Annotated in this window: 19 protein-coding genes; 11 read left to right on the top strand and 8 right to left on the bottom strand. The window is 69.1% G+C overall.

Annotated features, from left to right (window positions below; genetic code table 11):
* Nucleotides 1-24 precede the first annotated feature (24 nt).
* Genes hemA through ppk2 form a run of 4 tightly spaced genes read left to right on the top strand, consistent with a single transcriptional unit; the run spans nucleotide 25 to nucleotide 4,917 of the window.
* Nucleotides 25-1,308 (top strand): glutamyl-tRNA reductase, encoded by a 1,284-nt coding sequence (gene hemA / locus ACLB90_RS13590; RefSeq protein WP_411849996.1) that lies wholly within the window; start codon nucleotides 25-27, stop codon nucleotides 1,306-1,308.
* Entirely contained in the window at nucleotides 1,286-2,371 is a 1,086-nt protein-coding gene (gene prfA / locus ACLB90_RS13585) for a peptide chain release factor 1 (protein ID WP_411849995.1), read from the top strand. Before hemA ends, prfA begins: the two co-directional genes overlap by 23 nt.
* 2 nt (nucleotides 2,372-2,373) lie before the next feature.
* Entirely contained in the window at nucleotides 2,374-4,086 is a 1,713-nt protein-coding gene (locus ACLB90_RS13580; RefSeq protein WP_411849994.1) for a tetratricopeptide repeat protein, read from the top strand.
* Between the two features lie 51 nt (nucleotides 4,087-4,137).
* A complete protein-coding gene (ppk2, locus tag ACLB90_RS13575; RefSeq protein WP_411849993.1) occupies nucleotides 4,138-4,917 on the top strand; it encodes a polyphosphate kinase 2 in 780 nt (259 codons plus the stop codon).
* A gap of 884 nt (nucleotides 4,918-5,801) precedes the next feature.
* Here the strand turns inward: ppk2 and ACLB90_RS13570 are convergent.
* Nucleotides 5,802-6,374 (bottom strand): TlpA family protein disulfide reductase, encoded by a 573-nt coding sequence (locus ACLB90_RS13570; RefSeq protein ID WP_411849992.1) that lies wholly within the window; start codon nucleotides 6,372-6,374, stop codon nucleotides 5,802-5,804.
* Nucleotides 6,371-7,645 carry a YihY family inner membrane protein gene (locus tag ACLB90_RS13565; protein ID WP_411852762.1) on the bottom strand — a complete coding sequence of 425 codons (1,275 nt, stop codon included), beginning with the start codon at nucleotides 7,643-7,645 and terminating at the stop codon, nucleotides 6,371-6,373. The genes ACLB90_RS13570 and ACLB90_RS13565 overlap by 4 nt, the downstream gene beginning before the upstream one ends.
* A 110-nt stretch (nucleotides 7,646-7,755) precedes the next feature.
* Here ACLB90_RS13565 and wrbA point away from each other — a divergent pair, with 110 nt between their 5' ends.
* The 3 genes from wrbA to ACLB90_RS13550 all read left to right on the top strand — a co-directional run bounded on the left by wrbA (nucleotide 7,756) and on the right by ACLB90_RS13550 (nucleotide 9,391).
* Entirely contained in the window at nucleotides 7,756-8,346 is a 591-nt protein-coding gene (gene wrbA / locus ACLB90_RS13560; protein WP_411849991.1) for an NAD(P)H:quinone oxidoreductase, read from the top strand.
* Complete coding sequence (locus tag ACLB90_RS13555) at nucleotides 8,343-8,681, top strand: DUF2069 domain-containing protein (RefSeq protein WP_411849990.1); 339 nt, start codon at nucleotides 8,343-8,345, stop codon at nucleotides 8,679-8,681. Before wrbA ends, ACLB90_RS13555 begins: the two co-directional genes overlap by 4 nt.
* A gap of 224 nt (nucleotides 8,682-8,905) precedes the next feature.
* Nucleotides 8,906-9,391, top strand: coding sequence for an asparaginase domain-containing protein (locus ACLB90_RS13550; protein ID WP_411849989.1), 486 nt, complete (start codon nucleotides 8,906-8,908; stop codon nucleotides 9,389-9,391).
* A gap of 69 nt (nucleotides 9,392-9,460) precedes the next feature.
* Here the strand turns inward: ACLB90_RS13550 and ACLB90_RS13545 are convergent, their stop codons facing one another.
* The 3 genes from ACLB90_RS13545 to sufT all read right to left on the bottom strand — a co-directional run bounded on the left by ACLB90_RS13545 (nucleotide 9,461) and on the right by sufT (nucleotide 13,344).
* Nucleotides 9,461-11,206, bottom strand: a complete 1,746-nt coding sequence (locus tag ACLB90_RS13545) for a S8 family peptidase (RefSeq protein WP_411849988.1) — start codon at nucleotides 11,204-11,206, stop codon at nucleotides 9,461-9,463.
* 428 nt (nucleotides 11,207-11,634) lie between these two features.
* Nucleotides 11,635-12,732, bottom strand: coding sequence for a branched-chain amino acid aminotransferase (locus tag ACLB90_RS13540; RefSeq protein WP_411849987.1), 1,098 nt, complete (start codon nucleotides 12,730-12,732; stop codon nucleotides 11,635-11,637).
* Nucleotides 12,733-12,792: 60 nt separating this feature from the next.
* Nucleotides 12,793-13,344 (bottom strand): putative Fe-S cluster assembly protein SufT, encoded by a 552-nt coding sequence (gene sufT, locus ACLB90_RS13535; protein WP_411849986.1) that lies wholly within the window; start codon nucleotides 13,342-13,344, stop codon nucleotides 12,793-12,795.
* A 117-nt stretch (nucleotides 13,345-13,461) separates the two neighbouring features.
* Here sufT and ACLB90_RS13530 point away from each other — a divergent pair, with 117 nt between their 5' ends.
* On the top strand, nucleotides 13,462-13,881 hold the full coding sequence (locus ACLB90_RS13530; RefSeq protein WP_411849985.1) for a hypothetical protein: 420 nt from the start codon (nucleotides 13,462-13,464) through the stop codon (nucleotides 13,879-13,881).
* Between the two features lie 42 nt (nucleotides 13,882-13,923).
* Here ACLB90_RS13530 and ACLB90_RS13525 read toward each other — a convergent pair whose 3' ends face one another.
* Both ACLB90_RS13525 and ACLB90_RS13520 read right to left on the bottom strand, forming a co-directional pair.
* The gene (locus tag ACLB90_RS13525) at nucleotides 13,924-15,378 is read right to left on the bottom strand and encodes an NAD(P)(+) transhydrogenase (Re/Si-specific) subunit beta (RefSeq protein WP_411849984.1); all 1,455 of its coding nucleotides are present in this window, start codon (nucleotides 15,376-15,378) and stop codon (nucleotides 13,924-13,926) included.
* Nucleotides 15,375-15,683 (bottom strand): NAD(P) transhydrogenase subunit alpha, encoded by a 309-nt coding sequence (locus tag ACLB90_RS13520; protein WP_019182396.1) that lies wholly within the window; start codon nucleotides 15,681-15,683, stop codon nucleotides 15,375-15,377. Before ACLB90_RS13520 ends, ACLB90_RS13525 begins: the two co-directional genes overlap by 4 nt.
* Before the next feature lie 129 nt (nucleotides 15,684-15,812).
* On the opposite strand from ACLB90_RS13520, the gene ACLB90_RS13515 reads away from it, so the two are divergent.
* From ACLB90_RS13515 to ACLB90_RS13505, 3 genes are read left to right on the top strand one after another with little or no spacing between them, the layout of a single operon-like run.
* Nucleotides 15,813-16,376, top strand: coding sequence for an RNA polymerase sigma factor (locus ACLB90_RS13515; protein WP_411852761.1), 564 nt, complete (start codon nucleotides 15,813-15,815; stop codon nucleotides 16,374-16,376).
* Nucleotides 16,373-16,699, top strand: coding sequence for a hypothetical protein (locus tag ACLB90_RS13510; RefSeq protein ID WP_411849983.1), 327 nt, complete (start codon nucleotides 16,373-16,375; stop codon nucleotides 16,697-16,699). Before ACLB90_RS13515 ends, ACLB90_RS13510 begins: the two co-directional genes overlap by 4 nt.
* 4 nt (nucleotides 16,700-16,703) lie before the next feature.
* On the top strand, nucleotides 16,704-17,135 hold the full coding sequence (locus ACLB90_RS13505; protein WP_411849982.1) for a DUF3106 domain-containing protein: 432 nt from the start codon (nucleotides 16,704-16,706) through the stop codon (nucleotides 17,133-17,135).
* A gap of 21 nt (nucleotides 17,136-17,156) precedes the next feature.
* Here ACLB90_RS13505 and ACLB90_RS13500 read toward each other — a convergent pair whose 3' ends face one another.
* A complete protein-coding gene (locus tag ACLB90_RS13500) occupies nucleotides 17,157-18,251 on the bottom strand; it encodes an NAD(P) transhydrogenase subunit alpha (RefSeq protein ID WP_411849981.1) in 1,095 nt (364 codons plus the stop codon).
* Nucleotides 18,252-18,284 lie beyond the last annotated feature (33 nt).

Below are 18,284 nucleotides of genomic sequence, written 5' to 3'. Positions count from 1 at the left end.
CAGCTTATCGCAAGCAACTGAACAATGACCCTGTGGGTGCTCGGACTGAACCACCAGACCGCGCCAGTGGAACTGCGCGAACGCGCGTCCTTTGGCGGCGATGCGCTGCCGCGGGCGCTCGCCTCGCTGCGCGACACCCCGCAGGTGGCCGAAGCGGTGCTGCTGTCCACCTGCAACCGCACCGAGCTGTATGCCATCGCCGAGTCCGGGCAGGCCCTGGCCGACTGGCTGGAAACCCACGCCGGCCAGCTCCACGGCTATCTGTACCAGCACGCCGACGCAGACGCGGTACGCCATCTGTTCCGGGTGGCCACCGGGCTGGATTCGATGGTGCTGGGTGAACCGCAGATCCTGGGCCAGGTGAAGGATGCCTGGGCCACCGCGCGCGACCACGGCCTGCTGGGCCAGCGCCTGGACCGCCTGTTCCAGCAGACCTTCTCGGTGGCCAAGCGGGCCCGCACCGATACGCGGGTGGGCGCCAATCCGGTATCGGTGGCCTCCACGGCGGTGCGCCTGGCGCAGAACTCGTTCGCCCGGCTGGAAGATTCCACGGTGCTGCTGGTGGGCGCGGGCGAGACCATCGAGCTGGCCGCGCGCCACCTCAGCGAGGGCCGCGTGCGCCGGCTGCTGATCGCCAACCGCACCCTCGCCCACGCCCAGGACCTGGCCAGCCGCCACGGTGGCGTTGCCCTGCCGCTGACCGAACTGGAACGCCACCTGGGCGAAGCCGACGTGGTGTTCTCGGCCACCGCCGCACGCGAGCCGGTGATCGCCAAGGCGCATGTCGCCGCCGCGCTGCGGGCACGCCGGCACAAGCCGATGCTGCTGTTCGACCTGGCCGTACCGCGCGATATCGAATCCGGCGTGGGCGACCTCAACGACGCCTTCCTGTACACCGTGGACGACCTGGAGCGGGCGGTCGAAGACAACCGCCGCAGCCGCCGCGAAGCCGCCGCCGAGGCCGAAGCGATCATCGACCTGCAGGTCGCCCGGTTCGTGGAAACCCTGCAGGCCGGCGCCCACCAGGCGCCCCTGCGGCAGCTGCGCGCCTACGGCGAGGCGACCCGGGTGGAGATGCTGGAAAAAGCCCGCCAGCAGCTGGCTCACGGCAAGCCCGCCGAGGAAGTGCTGGAACTGCTCGCGCACGGCCTGACCAACCGCCTGCTGCACCCGCCGACGGCCGCGCTGCGCGCGGCAGCGTTGAGCGGCGATACTGACCTGACCCGCGCCGCCGAGCGCCTGTTCCCGGCCAAGCCGGGCTACCAGCACCCTGTTGTGAGGAATGATGACGCCGACCCTGCGCCGTAAGCTGGAAGCGCTGGCCGAGCGCCGCGAAGAACTCGAACGCCTGCTTGCCGACCCGGCCGTGGTCGGCGACAACGACCGCTTCCGTGCGTTCTCGCGCGAGTTCTCGCAGCTGCAGCCGATCGCCACTGCACTGGCCGACGAAGCCCGTGCCAAGGCCGACCTTGCCGCCGCCGAGGCGATGCGCGCCGAGCCGGACCTGCGCGAGCTGGCCGAAGAGGAAATCACCGCGGCCCAGCAGCGCCTGGAACAGCTCGACCAGGACCTGGCACTGCTGCTTGTTCCGCGCGACCCGCGCGATGACGGCAACCTGTTCCTGGAAGTGCGCGCCGGTACCGGCGGCGACGAGGCGGCGATCTTCGCCGGTGATCTGTTCCGCATGTACGCGCGCTACGCCGAACGCCAGGGCTGGAAGGTGGAGGTCGAATCGGACAGCCCCGGCGAGCACGGCGGCTACAAGGAAATCGTGGCCCGGGTGGTCGGCCGCGGCGCGTACTCCAAGCTGAAGTTCGAATCGGGCACGCACCGCGTGCAGCGCGTGCCGGCCACCGAATCGCAGGGACGCATCCACACCTCGGCGGCCACCGTGGCGATCATTCCCGAAGCCGACGATGTCGAGGACGTGACGATCAATCCGGCCGACCTGCGGGTGGATACGTACCGCTCGTCCGGCGCCGGCGGCCAGCACGTCAACAAGACCGAATCGGCGATCCGCATCACCCACCTGCCGACCGGCGTGGTGGTGGAGTGCCAGACCGAGCGCAGCCAGCATGCCAACCGCGACAAAGCGATGAAGCGCCTGAAGGCGCAGCTGCTCGATGCCGAGCGCAGCCGGCAGGCCGCCGCCACCGCCGAGAGCCGGCGCCTGCAGGTGGGCAGTGGCGACCGCAGCCAGCGCATCCGCACCTACAGCTTCCCGCAGGGCCGGATCACCGACCACCGCGTTGAAGGGCTGACGCTGTACGACCTGCCCAACATCATTGCCGGTGAGCTCGATACGCTGGTGGAACGGCTGATCCACGAGCATCAGGCCGACGAACTGGCGCAGTTGGCAGCCGGTCCCTGAGCGTGACCGCACCGGACCAGGAACGGCGGCAGCTGCGCGAGGCCGTGCAGCGCCAGCCGAGCGACTTCATCGCGTGGGTCATGCTGGCGGACGCCGAACTGGAAGCCGGCGACGTCGCCCGTGGCGCGGCCGCAGCCACGCAGGCGCTGCGGCTGCGCGGCGATCATCCCGAAGCACTGGCCCGGCTCGGGCGGGCCCGCTGGATGCAGGGCCACCCCGGCGAAGCAGCCGCACTGCTGCGCCGGGCGGCCGAGCAGGTACCGCAGCATCCCGGCATCGCCCTGTGGCTCGGCCATGCGCTGGAGGATGCCGGCCAGCCCGAAGCCGCTGCCGATGCCTACCGCCATGCGCACCGCCTGCTGCCGGCCGAGCCCTATATCACCGCGCAGCTGCTCAACTGGCAGCGCCGCCTGTGCGACTGGCGGGATCTGGACCGGCTGTCCGCGCAGGTCCGGCAGGCCGTGGCGCAGGGCCAAGCGGTGGTCGAGCCATTCGCCTTCCTCAGTGAGGACGCCAGCGCCGCCGAACAGCTGACCTGTGCGCGCCAGCGCGCGGCAGCGGTCGGCGCGGACGTGGCGGCATTGCCGCCTGCACAGGTGCGCGGTCGCGGCAGGCTGCGGGTCGGCTTCCTCTCCAATGGCTTCGGCGCGCATCCGACCGGGTTGCTGACCGTGGCGCTGTTCGAGCAGCTCGCTCTGGTCGACCGGCTGGAACTGCATCTGTTCGCGCTCAACGGCGACGACGGCAGCGACATCCGCGCACGCCTGCAGGCAGCGGCCAGCGTGCTGCACGCGGTGGGCGGGCAGCCCCACGACGGCGTTGCCGCGTGCATCCGCGACGCCGGCATCGATGTGCTGTTCGACCTGCGCGGCTGGGGCGGCGGTGGCACGCCGCAGGTGCTGGCGATGCGTCCGGCACCGATACAGGTGAACTGGCTGGCGTATCCGGGCACGTCCGGCGCGCCGTGGATCGACCACGTGCTGGCCGATGCCTTCGTGCTGCCCGAGGCGCTGGCACCGGCCTTCAGCGAACAGGTCCGGCGCCTGCCGCGCGCGTTCCAGCCCTCGGACAACACGCGCGCGATGGCACTGCCGCCGTCGCGCGCCGAGTGCGGCCTGCCCGAACACGGCGTGGTGCTGTGCTGCTTCAACAACAGCTACAAGCTCAACCCGCGCAGCATGCAGCGCCTGTTCGCGGTGCTGCAGGGCGTACCGGGCAGTGTGCTGTGGCTGCTGTCCGGCCCGGGCAACGCCGATGCGCGGCTGCGTGCGGCGGCTCGCCAGGCAGGCCTGGACCCGGCACGCCTGGTATTCATGCCGCGCCTGCCCCACCCCGAGTACCTGGCCCGCTACCAGCACGCCGACCTGTTCCTGGATACGCACCCCTACAACGCCCATACCACCGCCTCCGATGCGCTGTGGGCCGGATGCCCGGTGCTGACCTGCCCGGGCACCACGTTCGCCGCGCGCGTGGCGGGCAGCCTCAACCACCACCTGGGACTGGACCGGATGAATGCCGCCGATGACCGCGCCTTCGTCGCCACGGCGATCCAGCTCGGCAAGGATGCGCAGGCGCTGCAGGCCCTGCGCACCGAACTCGCGCAGCGACGCGCAGACAGCGGTCTGTTCGACATGGCCGCCTTCGCCGTGGATTTCACGGCGGCCGTGGAAGGCATGGCACGCGAGCGCGGCTGGCAGGGCGAACACGTGGCCTGAGCCTGTGGTGCGCTAGGCTCGACCCTCCACGACAACGAGCGGGGCGGGTGGATGGGCAAGCTCAAGCGCAAGGCGTACCAGGCACTGCTGGAACCGATGCAGCTGGAACTCACCGCGATGGCGCGCTGGGTGCAGCACACCGGCCAGCGCGTGCTGGTGCTGTTCGAAGGCCGCGACACCGCCGGCAAGGGCGGCGCGATCCAGGCCATCGCCGAACACCTCAATCCCCGCCAGTGCAAGGTGGTGGCACTGCCCAAGCCGACCGACCGCGAAAGTACCCAGTGGTATTTCCAGCGCTACGTGTCGCACCTGCCGGCCGCCGGCGAGATCGTGCTGATGGACCGCAGCTGGTACAACCGCGCTGGCGTGGAGCATGTGATGGGCTACTGCACCGAAGCGCAGTACCGCGCGTTCCTGGCGCAGGCGCCGGTGTTCGAGAAGCTGCTGGTGGACGATGGCATCGTGCTGTTCAAGTACTGGTTGACGGTGGACCAGGCGCAACAGGAGAAGCGGTTCGCCGAGCGCCACCTGGACCCGCTCAAGGGCTGGAAGCTGTCGCCGGTGGACCTGAAATCGCGCAGCAAGTACAGCGCCTACACCGAAGCGCGCGAGACGATGCTGCGCGCCACCCATCGCGAGGAGGCGCCGTGGACGCTGGTCGATTTCAACGACCAGAAGCGCGGCCGGCTGGGGTTGATCCGCAACCTGCTGGACCGCCTGCCCGACACCCGCGTGGACGAACCCGTGCTGGCGCTGCCGCCGCTGAAAGGCAAGCTGCACACGGAGCATTTCGGCGTCCTGAAACCGATCGAAGACTTCGACACCCCGTAGTGCCGGGCGCTGCCCGGCAGCGGGCGCTTGCGCCGTGCGTGCCATTCGCGCGGGTGAGATGTGCGGGGGCGGATCGGAGAGCAGCCGGGCAGAGCCCGGCTCTACGAGGCCAGCGTGATGCGGGGATGATCAACGCGGGTCCATCGCGACGCGGGGATCGACACGTAGTGCCGGGCGCTGCCCGGCAGCGGACGCCTGCGCGGTGCGTGCCATTCGCGCGGGTGAGATGTGCGGGGGCGGATTGGAGAGCAGCCGGGCAGAGCCCGGCTCTACGAGGCCAGCGTGACGCGGGGATCGACGCGGGTCCATCGTGATGCGGGGATCGACACGTAGTGCCGGGCTCTGCCCGGCAGCGGGCGCTTGCGCGGTGCGTGCCACCCGCGCGGGTGAGATGTGCGGGGCCGGATCGGAGAGCAGCCGGGCAGAGCCCGGCTCTACGAGGTCAGCGCGATGCGGGGATGGTCAACGCGGGTCCATCGCGATGCGGGGATCGACACGTAGTGCCGGGCTCTGCCCGGCAGCGGGCGCCTGCGCGGTGCGTGCCACACGCGCGGGTGCGATGTGCGGGGTCGGATCGGAGAGCAGCCGGGCAGAGCCCGGCTCTACGAGGCCAGCGTGACGCGGGGATCAACGCGGGTCCATCGCGACGCGGGGATGGTCAACGCGGGTCCATCGCGACGCGGGGATGATCGACGCGGGTCCATCGTGATGCGGTGATGATCGACGCGGGTCCATCGCGACGCGGTGATGATCGACGCGGGTCCATCGCGATGCGGGGATGATCAACGCGGGTCCACCGCGATGCGGGGATCGACACGTAGTGCCGGGCTCTGCCCGGCAGCGGGCGCCTGCGCGGTGCGTGCCGCCCGCGCGGGCGCGCCCGGTTACCTGGCGGCGATGCGCTTTTCGATGTCGGCGGCGGTGACCGGGCCGAGGTACTCCTTGGCGACCGTGCCGTCCGGCGCGATCAGGTACGTCAGCGGCAGGCCACGCGGAATCGCGAAGTCTTCCGGCGGGTTGTACGTGTCGACGATGACGATCGGATAGGTCACCGGCCGCTTCTCCAGGAATGCCTTCATCTCGGCCGGTTCGATGTCCTCGTAGGCCAGGCCCACGACCTCGATCTCGTCGCGCATGGCGTGCAGCGCGGACAGCTCCGGCATTTCCTTGCGGCATGGCGCACACCAGGTCGCCCAGAAGTTCACCACCACCCACTTGCCGCGGTGCGCGGCCAGGTCGTAGTCGGTGCCGTCCAGCGCCTTGAGCTTCAGGCGGGGGCGTTCCACGGTGCGCCGGTCGGTGTCCGGGGCGGCCGCGGGCGCGGGCGCCGTATCCGCTGCAGGAGCGGCCGCCGGCGCCGGCGCCGGGGCCGGTTCGGGCTGCGCGGTCGGGGCGGGCTTGTTGCACGCGGTCAGCGCCAGCAGGCCCAGCGCAAGCAGCAAGGGCTTGGTGGTCATGGTTTGTCTCCGAGGTTCGTATAGATGTCGCTGACGCGGCGTTTGAGCAGTTCGCGCAGCGGCAGGCGCAGCGCGTCCAGCGCGGCCACCGAGGCATCGCCCAGGCTGTCGTCGCGGTAGGGCAGATACGCTTCCTTGACCGGGATGCGCATCTGGGTGGTTTCGTACAGATCCGACAGCGTGAGCTTGTCCAGGTCGCGCGCCAGCAGCCATTCGCCCTGCTCGTCGCGCCGCACCACGCGGATCGCTTCGAGGTCGCACAGCATGGTCTGCAGGAGCGAATCGGTCAGCATCGGCTCGAGCCTCAGGATTTCGTCGTCGTCGAGGCTGCGTCCGTTCTGGCGCGCCTGCTGGAACCGCCCGATCAGACGCAGCAGGCCGTAGATCTCATAGCCGGTGGGAAGGCGCAGGTCCGCCGGCTGGTAGCGGAACGCGGCGATCGAGGACGCCAGTGACGCGCCCAGCAGCACCGATACCCAGCACAGGTAGATCCACAGCAGCAGGATCGGCACGAAGGCCACCGTGCCGTAGAGCTTCTGGTAGGACTGGAAGCTGCCCAGGTAGGCGCCCATGCCCCACTTCACCAGTTCGAGCATCACCGCGGCCAGGATCGCGCCGGGGATCGCATGCCGCCACTTGACCGTGTGGTGCGGAACCACGCGGTAGACCAGCATGATGCAGACGAATTCGATCAGTACCGGCGCCAGCCCCAGCGACAGGTTGGCCAGCCAGCGGCCTTCGCTGGTGCCGAACAGCGGCAACGCGAACACCCGTGCCGACACCGCCAGCGAGGCGGCGGCCAGCATCGCGCCCAGCGTCAGTACCGTCCAATAGACCAGGAAACGCGTGAGCTTGGGACGCGCCGAGCTGACCCGCCAGATCTGGTTGAAGGTCTGCTCGACGCTGTTGAGCGTGATCAGCAGCGACACCACCAGTGCGATGAAGCCGGCCGCCGTGAGCTGGCCGGCACTGGCCGAGAACTGGCGCAGATAGCCCTCGGCCGCGCGCGCCGCATTGGGCACGAAGTTGGAGAACACATAGTCGCTGAGCTGGTCGCTCCAGCGGTCGAACACCGGGAACGCCGAGAGCACCCCGAATACCACGATGGCCAGGGGCACCAGCGCGAACACGGTGGTGTAGGCCAGCGACGCGGCTGCCTGGAACAGGCGGTCGTCGAGGAAGCGGCGCCACAGGAAGCGGCCGAAGCTGGCGGCGCGCGCGCGATCCCGCACACGCTCCATCCACAGGTTGAGGGTGTCCAGAGGTTCCATCGGCGCAAGGGTACCCGATGCGGCGAAACGTGGACGCATCGGTCGCGCTCGCCCTGCGCCCGCCGCATCGCCATACTGGCTGCTGGTCCCCAAGATGAGATGAAGGCGCGATGGCGGAGATCCTGGTGCTGTACTACAGCCGCGGCGGTTCGGTGGCCCGGCTTGCCCGCCAGATTGCGCGGGGCATCGGCGAAGTACCCGGCATGGCCGCGCGCCTGCGCACGGTGCCGCCGGTGGCAGCGGTGACCCAGACCGCGCGGCCGCCGGTGCCCGACGAGGGTGCGCCCTACGTGAGCGTGGACGACCTGGCCGAGTGCGACGGCCTGATCCTCGGCAGCCCCACCCGCTTCGGCAACATGGCCGCCCCGGTGAAGCACTTCCTGGACGGGCTGGGTGCCGAATGGGTGAACGGTACGCTGGCCGGCAAGCCGGCGGCGGTGTTCACCTCGACTGCATCGCTGCACGGCGGCCAGGAGTCGACCCTGCTGTCGATGCAGGTGCCGCTGCTGCACCACGGCTGCCTGATCGTCGGCATTCCCTTCACCGAGCCCGCCCTGAGCCATACCACCACCGGCGGCACCCCCTACGGCGCCAGCCACGTGGCCGGTGCCAACGACGACCCGACGCCGAGCGAAGACGAAGCGATCCTGGCGCGGGCACTGGGCCGGCGTGTGGCCGACATCGCACGGCGGCTGGCATGAGCGCGCGCGCGACCGAGGTCGTGCTCGCCCTGCTGCTGGCGGCGCTGGCCGGGCTGTACGCACTGTGGTTCGCGCACGACAAGCATTGGCTGGCCACGCAGCTGGTGTTCACCGCACCGCCGCTGCTGCTGGCCGTGGGCGTGCTGCTGCGCCGGGGCAAGGCCGCGTTCTGGGCCGGCGTGCTGGCGCTGTTCTGGTTCAGCCACGGGGTGATGAGCGCCTGGAGCCATCCGGAGATCGCGCTGTGGGCCTGGATCGAGCTGCTGCTGGCGCTGGCGGTGATCGCCGTGGCCAGCGCACCGGGGTTGCGTCGGCGGTTCGGCAGGAAGGGTTGAGGGGCGGCGGTGGAGCCGGCCAGCGGCCGGCACTACCAAGCCAGCGGCGGGAGTAACGGGCCAGCGGCCGGCATGCCGGGCGACGGGCGGCATACGGGCGAAGGCGGCATATCGGGCGTTGGGTGGCGTACCGGCCAGCGGGCGGCTCTTCGGGATCGCGCGGTATCATGGCGTCCGGGCGCGGGCGGTTCCGCGCGGCTCACCGTCAACCCAGGATTGCTGCAATGGAAGAACTACTGATCATCACCACCGGCGGCACGATCGACAAGATCTACTTCGACGACAAGTCGGACTACCAGATCGGCGATCCCCAGATCGGGATGATCCTGCGCGAGCTGGGCGTGACCTTCCGTTTCAACGTGATTCCGATCCTGCGCAAGGATTCGCTGCACATCACCGATGACGACCGCGAGCTGATCCGCGCAACCATCGCCGCACAGCCGACCCGCCACGTGCTGGTCACCCACGGCACCGACTCGATGGTGCAGACCGGCAAGGTGCTCAAGTCGATCGCGGACAAGACCATTGTGATGACCGGCGCGCTGAGCCCGGCACGCTTCCGTGGGTCGGATGCGGAGTTCAACATCGGCTGTGCGATCGGCGCGGTGCAGTCGCTGGCCAGCGGCGTGTACATCGCCATGAACGGCCGCATCTGGAATCCGGAGCAGGTGCGCAAGAACGTGGCGGCCAACCGCTTCGAGGAAGCCTGAGGCCGCGCAGGCGCCTGCCGGACATGAAGACGCCCCGGCATGCCGGGGCGTCTTCGTTGCAGCGGTCGATCAGTACTGGGCGGTGAGGCTCAGGCCCGAGAAGGTCGAGTAGGCCTTCACCCGCACATGCCAGGTGCCCGCTGCCGGGGCGCTGATGGTGCAGGTTTCATTGTTGCCGCTCAGGTACGGGCGGCAGGTGTACACGGTGTCGGTCGGGGCGCTGCCCGAACGCACGTACAGGTCCGCATCGCCGCTGCCACCGGCAATGGTGACCTTCAGCTGCGCGCTGCCCGACGGTACGTTCACGGTGTAGGCCAGCGATGCGCCGCTGGCGGCGCCGAGGCCGGTGACCGGGACGTTGTTCTGCAGCACCGTGCCGGTGCCCGGGCCAGGGCCGGTGCCGTTGAGGGCCGCGGTGACCGCCGCATCGGCATCGACGATGCCCGCACCGCAACCGCCGGTGCACGCGCCCGGCAATGCACGCGCGGTGTTCTTGAGCAGGGTTTCGATTGCCGCCGGCGACAGCGCCGTGGGCGCTACCGACTGCACCAGCGCGACCACGCCCGCCACATGCGGCGCCGCCATCGAGGTGCCGTTGTAGGACGCGTAGGAGGCCGTGCCCGGCACCGTGGTGCCGCTGTTGAGGGTGGACAGGATCGCCTGGCCCGGGGCCGAAATGTCGATGCCGGCACCGTAGTTGGAGAAGCTGGCGCGGGCGCCGGCCGAGGTGGTGGCGGCCACCGCGATCACGTTGGCGCAGTTGGCCGGCACCGACGAGGACACGTTGGTGTTGCTGTTGCCGGCGGCCACCACGACGGTGGTGCCACGCGACACCGCGCCGTTGATCGCGTTCTGGTAGGTGGTGGAGCAGGTGCCACCGCCGCCCAGCGACATGTTGATGACTTCGGCCGGGTTGGCATTGGCCGGGACACCGCTGACGGTGCCGCCGGATGCCCACACGATGGCATCGGCGATATCGGAGGTGTAGCCGCCGCACTTGCCGAGCACGCGCACCGGCACGACCTTGGCATTGAACGCGGTACCGGCCACGCCGGTGCTGTTGTTGGTCACCGCGGCGATGGTGCCGGCCACGTGGGTGCCATGCCAGCTCGAGTTGGACGCCGGGATGCCCGAGCCGCACTCGTTGGCGCCGTACCAGTCGCCTTCGTCGTTGGCATTGTTGTCGCGCCCGCCGCCATCGCGCGCCATCGCGGCGTCACTGATGAAGTCGTAGCCCGGCAGGATGTTCGCGTTGAGATCGGGGTGGTTGGTGATGCCGGTATCGATCACCGCCACGATCACACCGGCGCCGGTGGCCTTGTCCCACGCCGGACGCACGTTGATGGAGGCGTTGCTCGTGCCGAAGCCCCACTGTTCGGACAGGCGCGCGTCGTTGGGCACCAGGGTCGCCTGCATCAGCTGATCGACCTCGACGTACTCGACGTTCGGGTCGGCCGCCAGGCGGCGCATCAGCAGTTCCGATTCGGCCTGGTCGAGCGGGCGATCGGTCTTCACCACGGTCGGGCCGATGGCGAGCTGGCGCAGCTTCTGCAGGCCCAGTGCGCGCCCTTGGGCGGCGGGTACGGCGCTGGCGGCTGCCTTGAGCGAGCTGGCCAGTGCGGTGGGTGTGGCGATCGCGCTGCTGCCGTCCTTGTACTTGACGATGAAGCGCTGGTGGGTCGGTGCCGAGGACAAACCGCTCAGCTGCACATCACCGGCCATCGCCGGCGAGGCCAGCAGCAGCGAGGTGAGTACGGACGCGCCCAGTACAACCAATGCACGCTGACGCAAACGGTGTTGCGAATCATGAGACATCGGATTTCCCTTTCAAAAAGAAGGATGCCGTCTATGCGGCGAGAATCCGGCGCGATCCGTGGCTACGGATCTCTGGCAGTGATCGCGACCGGTTGTTGGATCGGTTTCCCCTAACAAAAACCGCCCGACGACGGACGCTATTGGTTTCGCCGCCACGCAACAACGTGTCAATGCCTTTTCAGTCTTGTGAACATTCCGATCTGAGACTTTTCGGGTCAACGGTTTGTGAAGGTGAAGGAACTTTCACGACAGAAACCGCCACATGAACGGCCTTTTCAAGTCCATTTCCTGTCTCTCCCGACAAAACCCGGACATCTCGTTGCGCAACAACGACTTGCAGATGCCACCGCGCGGCAGGCGCAGATACGCGAAGGCCCGCCTGTTGCCAAGCGGGCCTCCGGGAAAACGCGATCAGGGCGAGGGCCGGATCAGGCGTCCAGACGCACCAGCCAACCGTGGCGGTCCGGCAGGCGGCCGTACTGGATGTCGGTCAGTTCCTTGCGCAGGGACATCGTCACTTCGCCGGCCGGGGCATTGATGTCACCCACCGAGAAGCCGTCGCCCTTGAGCTGGCCGATCGGGGTGACCACGGCTGCGGTACCGCAGGCGAACACTTCGACGATGTCGCCGGAGGCCACGCCCTGCTTCCACTCGTCGATGCTCACCTTGCGCTCTTCAACCTTCATGCCGCGGTCGCGGGCAAGCTGCAGGATGCTCTCGCGGGTGATGCCCTCAAGGATGCTGCCGGACAGTTCCGGGGTCACCAGCGTGCCGTCCTTGTAGACCAGGAACACGTTCATGCCGCCCAGTTCTTCCAGGTACTTGCCTTCCACCGGGTCCAGGAACAGCACCTGCGAGCAGCCCTGGGCCTGTGCCTTCTGCTGCGGCAGCAGCGAGGCGGCGTAGTTGCCACCGCACTTGGCCGCACCGGTGCCGCCCTTGGCCGCACGGGCGTATTCGGTGGACAGCCAGATCGACACCGGCGCCACGCCCTTGGCGAAGTACGGGCCGGCCGGGCTGGCGATCACGTAGTAGCCGGCCTTGTGTGCGCCGCGCACGCCGAGGAAGGCTTCATCACCGATCATGAACGGGCGGAAATACAGGCTGGATTCGTCGGCCGACGGCACCCAACTGGCATCCACGGCGATCATCTGCTTGAGCGATTCGACGAAGATCTCCACCGGCAGTTCCGGCAGCGCCAGGCGCTGCGCCGAACGCTGCAGGCGGCGGCCGTTGGCATCCGGGCGGAAGGTCCAGATCGAGCCATCGGCGTGGCGGTAGGCCTTGATGCCTTCAAAGATCTCCTGGCCGTAGTGCAGCACCGCGGCGGCCGGGTCCAGCTGCAGCGGGCCATACGGGCGCACGCTGGCATCGTGCCAGCCGGTGTCCTTGTCCCAGCGCACTTCCACCATGTGGTCGGTGAAGTGCAGGCCGAAACCGGGCGCGGCCAGAATGCGATCACGCTCCTCGCTGCTGCGCGGGTGGGCCGAACGGGTGGTGCTGAAGCTCACGGAAGACTGGGACACCGGATATTTCCTGTTCTGGTTACGGGGAACGCCACCACCACCAAACGCGCGGCGGAGCGGTTACAACATGCCGGTTTCGAGCCGGGCGGCCTCGGACATCATGTGGCGGCCCCACGGCGGGTCGAACACCAGCTCGACGTCGGCTTCGGCCACCGTCGGGATCATTTCCAGCTTGCTGCGCACGTCATCGACCAGGATCTCGCCCATGCCACAGCCCGGCGCGGTGAGCGTCATCTTGATGTCCACCTCGCGCTGGCCATCGTCCAGGTGCTTGAGGTCCACTTCATAGACCAGGCCCAGATCGACGATGTTGAACGGAATCTCGGGATCGAAACAGGTGCGCAGCTGCTGCCACACCAGTTTTTCCACTTCCTCGTCGGAGGCGTTTTCCGGAAGTTCCAGCGCCGGCGGCGGTTCCTTGCCGATGGCGTCGCCGTCTTTGCCGGCGATGCGGAACAGATTGCCTTCGACAAACACGGTATAGCTGCCACCCAGTGCCTGGGTGATGTAGCCATAACTGCCTGCCGGCAGCGTCACCGTTTCGCCCTGCGGGACCATGACGGCCTCGCAGTCGCGTTCGAAGTGGACAGGTTCACTGCTACGGGAATACATGTGGATGGATATGGGGTCGCGGCCAATTCCCGCAAGGCCGCCATTTTAGCCCAGCCGCCGGCCACGCGCCGGTCGCCACGCAAGCCGGTATCCTGTGGGGACTCACAGGAAGATCGAATGTCGCCCACGTCCGTGTCTGCCCGGCCCCGTCACTGGCTCTGGCCCCCGTTGTTGCTGCTTGGTATCGCCACGGCCACGCTGGCCTGGCTGTTCATCGCCCTCCTCAGCGGCCAACAGGCCGGCTGGATGGCCGTTCTGGCGGCCCTGGACGTGGTTCTCATGCTGCGGCTGGGAACGTTCCGGCCCGGGGCAACGCGGGTGGTGGTGACCGTGCTGGCGACGCTGCTGGTGGCAGTGGCCGCCAACTGGTTCATCGCATCGGCCTACCTCGGCGGCTCGATGGGACTCAATCCGTGGGAATCTGCGTTGCGGATGGGCCCATTCATGGCCAGCACCCTGATCCAGCTGGCCAACGGCCCGCTCGAAGCGATCTGGCTGGCCGTCGCGCTGCTGGTGGGCGGCTGGCTGGCCCGGTGATGCCGGCCGCTGGCCGACACCCCCGGGAACGCCCGATGGCCGTCAATGGCCGCCGTCGAGCGCCTTCAGCTCGCTGACCAGCGCACTGGCCGCACCGGCGCCATCGCCGTAGAGCATGCGTGCGTTGTCGGCATAGAACAGCGCATTCTCGATCCCGGCGAAGCCGGTGCCCTTGCCGCGCTTGATCACCACCACGTTGCGCGCGTTGACCACATCCAGGATCGGCATGCCGTAGATCGGGCTGGCCGGGTCGGTGCGCGCGACCGGGTTGACCACGTCGTTGGCGCCGATCACCAGCACCACGTCGGTGTTGGGGAATTCGGGATTGATGTCGTCCATGTCGGCGATCAGGTCATACGGCACGCCCGCTTCGGCCAGCAGGACGTTCATGTGCCCGGGCATGCGCCCCGCCACCGGATGGATTGCGAATTTGACCTTGATGCCGCGATCGAGCAGCCGCTGCGCCAGTTCCCACACCTTGTGCTGGGCCTGGGCCACGGCCATGCCGTAGCCCGGCACGATCACCACGCGCTCGGCAAAGGCCAGCATCGCCGCGACGTCGCTGGCCTCGATCGGCTTCTGCGCGCCGCTGATTTCCTGCGCGGTACCGCCGCCGCCGAAGTTGGAGAACAGCACGCCACTGATCGGCCGGTTCATCGCCTTGGCCATCAGGCGGGTCAGCAGGATGCCGGCCGCGCCGACCATCATGCCGGCGATGATCAGCGCCTCGTTGCCCAGCACATACCCTTCGAACGCCACGGCCAGGCCGGTAAAGGCGTTGTAGAGCGAGATCACCACCGGCATGTCGGCGCCGCCGATCGGCAGGGTCATCAACACGCCCAGCGCGAGTGCGACCGCGAAGAACGCGATGATCGCCACCGGACTCAGGCTCACCCCGGCCCAGATGCCCAGCCCGACCATCGCCACCGCGACCGCCAGGTTGAACGCCTGCTGCCCGGGGAAGGTGACGCGGCGGTCCAGCCGCCCGTCGAGCTTGGCCCAGGCGATGATCGACCCGGACAGGGACACCGCACCGATCGCCGAGCCGATGATGGCCAGGGCCAGTACCGTGGCCGACGGCTGGCGCGCGGCCAGTTCGGCGATGGCCTGCCCGCTCCAGTGCGTGGTATCGCGATTGGCAAGGAAGGAGAAGCGCAGCAGTTCCACCGCACCGATCGCCGCCGCCGAACCACCGCCCATGCCGTTGTAGAGCGCCACCATCTGCGGCATGTCGGTGATCGCCACGCGCTTGGCCGACCACCACGCCACCCCGGTGCCGATCGCCACCGCCGCCAGGATCAACGGCACGTTGTGCAGCTCGGGCAGGAAGAAGGTCGCCACGGTGGCGATCAGCATGCCCAGCCCGGCCCAGCGGATGCCGCTGCGCGCGGTCATCGGCGAGGCCATGCGCTGCAGGCCGAGCAGGAACAGCGTGGCGGCGACCAGATAACTGACCTGCACCAGCCAGTGCAGCAGTTGCGCGGTGCTCACGTTCAAGGTGCCTTCTCCCCGGCGTCGCGCTTGGCGCTGGGCTTGAACATGTCGAGCATGCGCTCGGTGACCACGTAGCCACCGGCCGCGTTGCCGGCGCCGAGGACGACCGCGATGAAGCCGATGATCTTCTCCAGCGGCGTCTGCGCGTGCCCCAGTACCACCATCGCACCGATCAGCACGATGCCGTGGATGAAGTTGGACCCGGACATCAGCGGGGTATGCAGGATCACCGGCACCCGTGAAATGATCACATGGCCGGCGATGGCGGCCAGCATGAAGATGTACAACGCCACGAACCCGTCGCTCATTGCAGTCTGTCTCCCAGGCGGTGATCCCGTCCCGCCCATCATAACCATGCGCTGAACCGTTCTGCAGGCCGGTCAACCGACAGCGCGCTGGTGCGTTCTCACCTTGTCCCCCTGCGCGAGCGCTACCCTGTGCTGGTGAGTTCCCCCCTACCGACGCTACCCACCGAGGCCGACGCGACCCTGCCGGTGTCGCTGGACGCGTTTCTGGCCGGTATCGGCCCGCGCGCGTTCCGCTTCGCCGAAGCCGGCCTGCGCCAGCGCGACGACGCCCTGGATGCCGTGCAGGACAGCATGCTGCGGATGCTGTCCTACCGCGACAAGCCCGCCGCCGAGTGGGCACCGCTGTTCTGGAGCATCCTGCGCCGCCGGGTGGTGGACCTGCAGCGGCGCCGCGGGTTTCGCCTGCGCTTCTGGCGCAGCAGCGATGCGCCCGCCGGGGATCACGACATCGACTGGGCCGACAGCGCGCCAGGCCCGGCGCAGGCGCACGAGCAGCGCGACCAGTACAACCGCCTGGTGGCCGCGCTGCGCCAGCTCCCGGCCCGCCAGCGCGAGGCCTTCACCCTGCGCGTGCTGCAGCAGCTCGATGGCGCCACCACCGCCAGGGCGATGGGCTGCAGCGAAGGCGCGGTCAAAACCCATCTTTCGCGCGCCCGCGTAGCGCTGCAGCAGCACCTGGAGATCGAACTGTGAGCCGCCCGCCCCTGCCGTCCCACACCGACGCCGCCCTGCAGCAGTTGCATGCGCAGGCGGTTTCCCGGCTTTCCCCGGCCACCCTGGCAAGGCTGCACAGTGCGCGCCACGCCGCGCCGCGCCGCGCCCGCGCGCACGGCTGGTGGCTGGCCACGGCCTGCTCGGCGGTGGCGGCGCTGGGCCTGGGCTACAGTTTCACGGTCAGCCCCCCTCGTCCGGCCGCCCTGCCCGTCGCGACGACAATGGATGACGGCGTCGATGTCCTCGACGAGAATCCCGACCTGTACGTGTGGCTGGCCGGCACCGACCTGGCAATGGAGTGAATCGATGAAACCGCGACTGATCCTGGGACTGGCACTGTTGTCGCTGGCGGCGACGGGCTGGGCACAGACCTCCCCGTTGCCCAGTTGGGAGCAACTGACGCCGCAGCAGCGCGAGGCGCTGATCGCGCCCGTGCGCGACCGCTGGAACGATGCCCCGCCGCCACAGCGCGAGCGGATGCTGCAGCATGGCCAGCGCTGGCAGGAGATGACGCCCGAACAGCGCGACCTGGCGCGGCGTGGCCGCCACCGCTTCGAGAACATGTCGCCCGAGCAGCGCGAGCAGGCCCGCGCGCTGTTCGCGCAGATGCGCACGATGAGCCCGGCCCAGCGCGACGATCTACGCGCCCGCTGGGCGCGCATGACGCCCGACCAGCGCCAGGACTGGCTCAAGGCCAACCCCATCATCGAACCGCCTGCCGCTCCCCGAAAGCCCTGAGCGCTGCCGCCGGGGCAACGCTCAGCCGGCGGCGTCCGCGCCCTGCCAGCGGGTCCTGGCCTGCAGTTCGTCGGTCCAGTCGAAGGCGATGGCGCCGTCCTTGAGGAACAGGGCGACGAAGTTGTACAGGTTGCGCGCGTACATCTCGCTGGCGTGCACGGCCCCCAGGCTGGCCAGGTTGAGCGGACCGTCGATGGTGACGCCGTCCAGGTCGATGGTCTGCCCGGGCACGGTTGCTTCGCAGTTGCCGCCGGTCTCGGCGGCCAGGTCCACCACCACGCTGCCCGGCTTCATGCCACGCACCATCGCGGTGCTGAGGATCCGCGGCGCGGGGCGCCCCGGTACCGCTGCGGTGCACACCACCACATCGACCAGGCGCAGGTGCTCGCCCAGCCGGCGCTGCTGTTCGGCACGCTCGTCATCGGTCAGCGCGCGCGCATAGCCGCCCTCGCCCACCGCGCTGACCCCGAGGTCGAGGAACTTGCCGCCCAGCGATTCGATCTGCTCGCGCGTTTCCGGGCGCACGTCGAACCCTTCAACCTGCGCACCGAGCCGGCGCGCCGTGGCGATCGCCTGCAGTCCGGCCACGCCGGCCCCCACCACCAGCACCCGCGATGGGCGGATGGTGCCGGCGGCCGTGGTCAACATCGGGAAGAAGCGCGGCGCGCGCTGGGCCGCGATCAGCATCGCCTTGTAACCGGCCATGCCAGCCTGCGAGCTGAGTACGTCCATCGACTGCGCGCGCGTGGTGCGCGGCAGGCGTTCGAGAGGGAACGCATGCAGCGCGCGCGACTGGATGGTTGCCGCGCGGCCTGCGTCGGCCTGCGGGTAGAGCATGCCCACCAGGGTGGCGCCGGTCTTGAGCTGTGCCCACTGCGCGGGCGACGGCGGCTGCACGCACAGCACGATATCGGCGGTGGACAGGCCGCTGGCATCCGCGAGCTGCGCGCCGGCGTCCAGGTACGCCGCATCGGGGAACCCGGCCGCCTGCCCGGCGCCGGATTCGACACGGACGGTCGCCCCGAGCGCGGCCAGCTTGCGCGCCGTCTCCGGCGTCATTGCCACGCGCCGTTCCCCCGGCGCACCTTCCTTGACCACCAACACCTCGACAGCCATGCCTGTCCCCGTCGTTCAGCGGAATGTGCCGTG

Origin of the sequence: Stenotrophomonas sp. LGBM10, assembly GCF_046736075.1 — a bacterium.
GTDB lineage: Bacteria > Pseudomonadota > Gammaproteobacteria > Xanthomonadales > Xanthomonadaceae > Stenotrophomonas.
The sequence above is the reverse complement of the archived record's forward strand: the minus strand, read 5'-3'. Positions and strand labels throughout refer to the sequence as shown.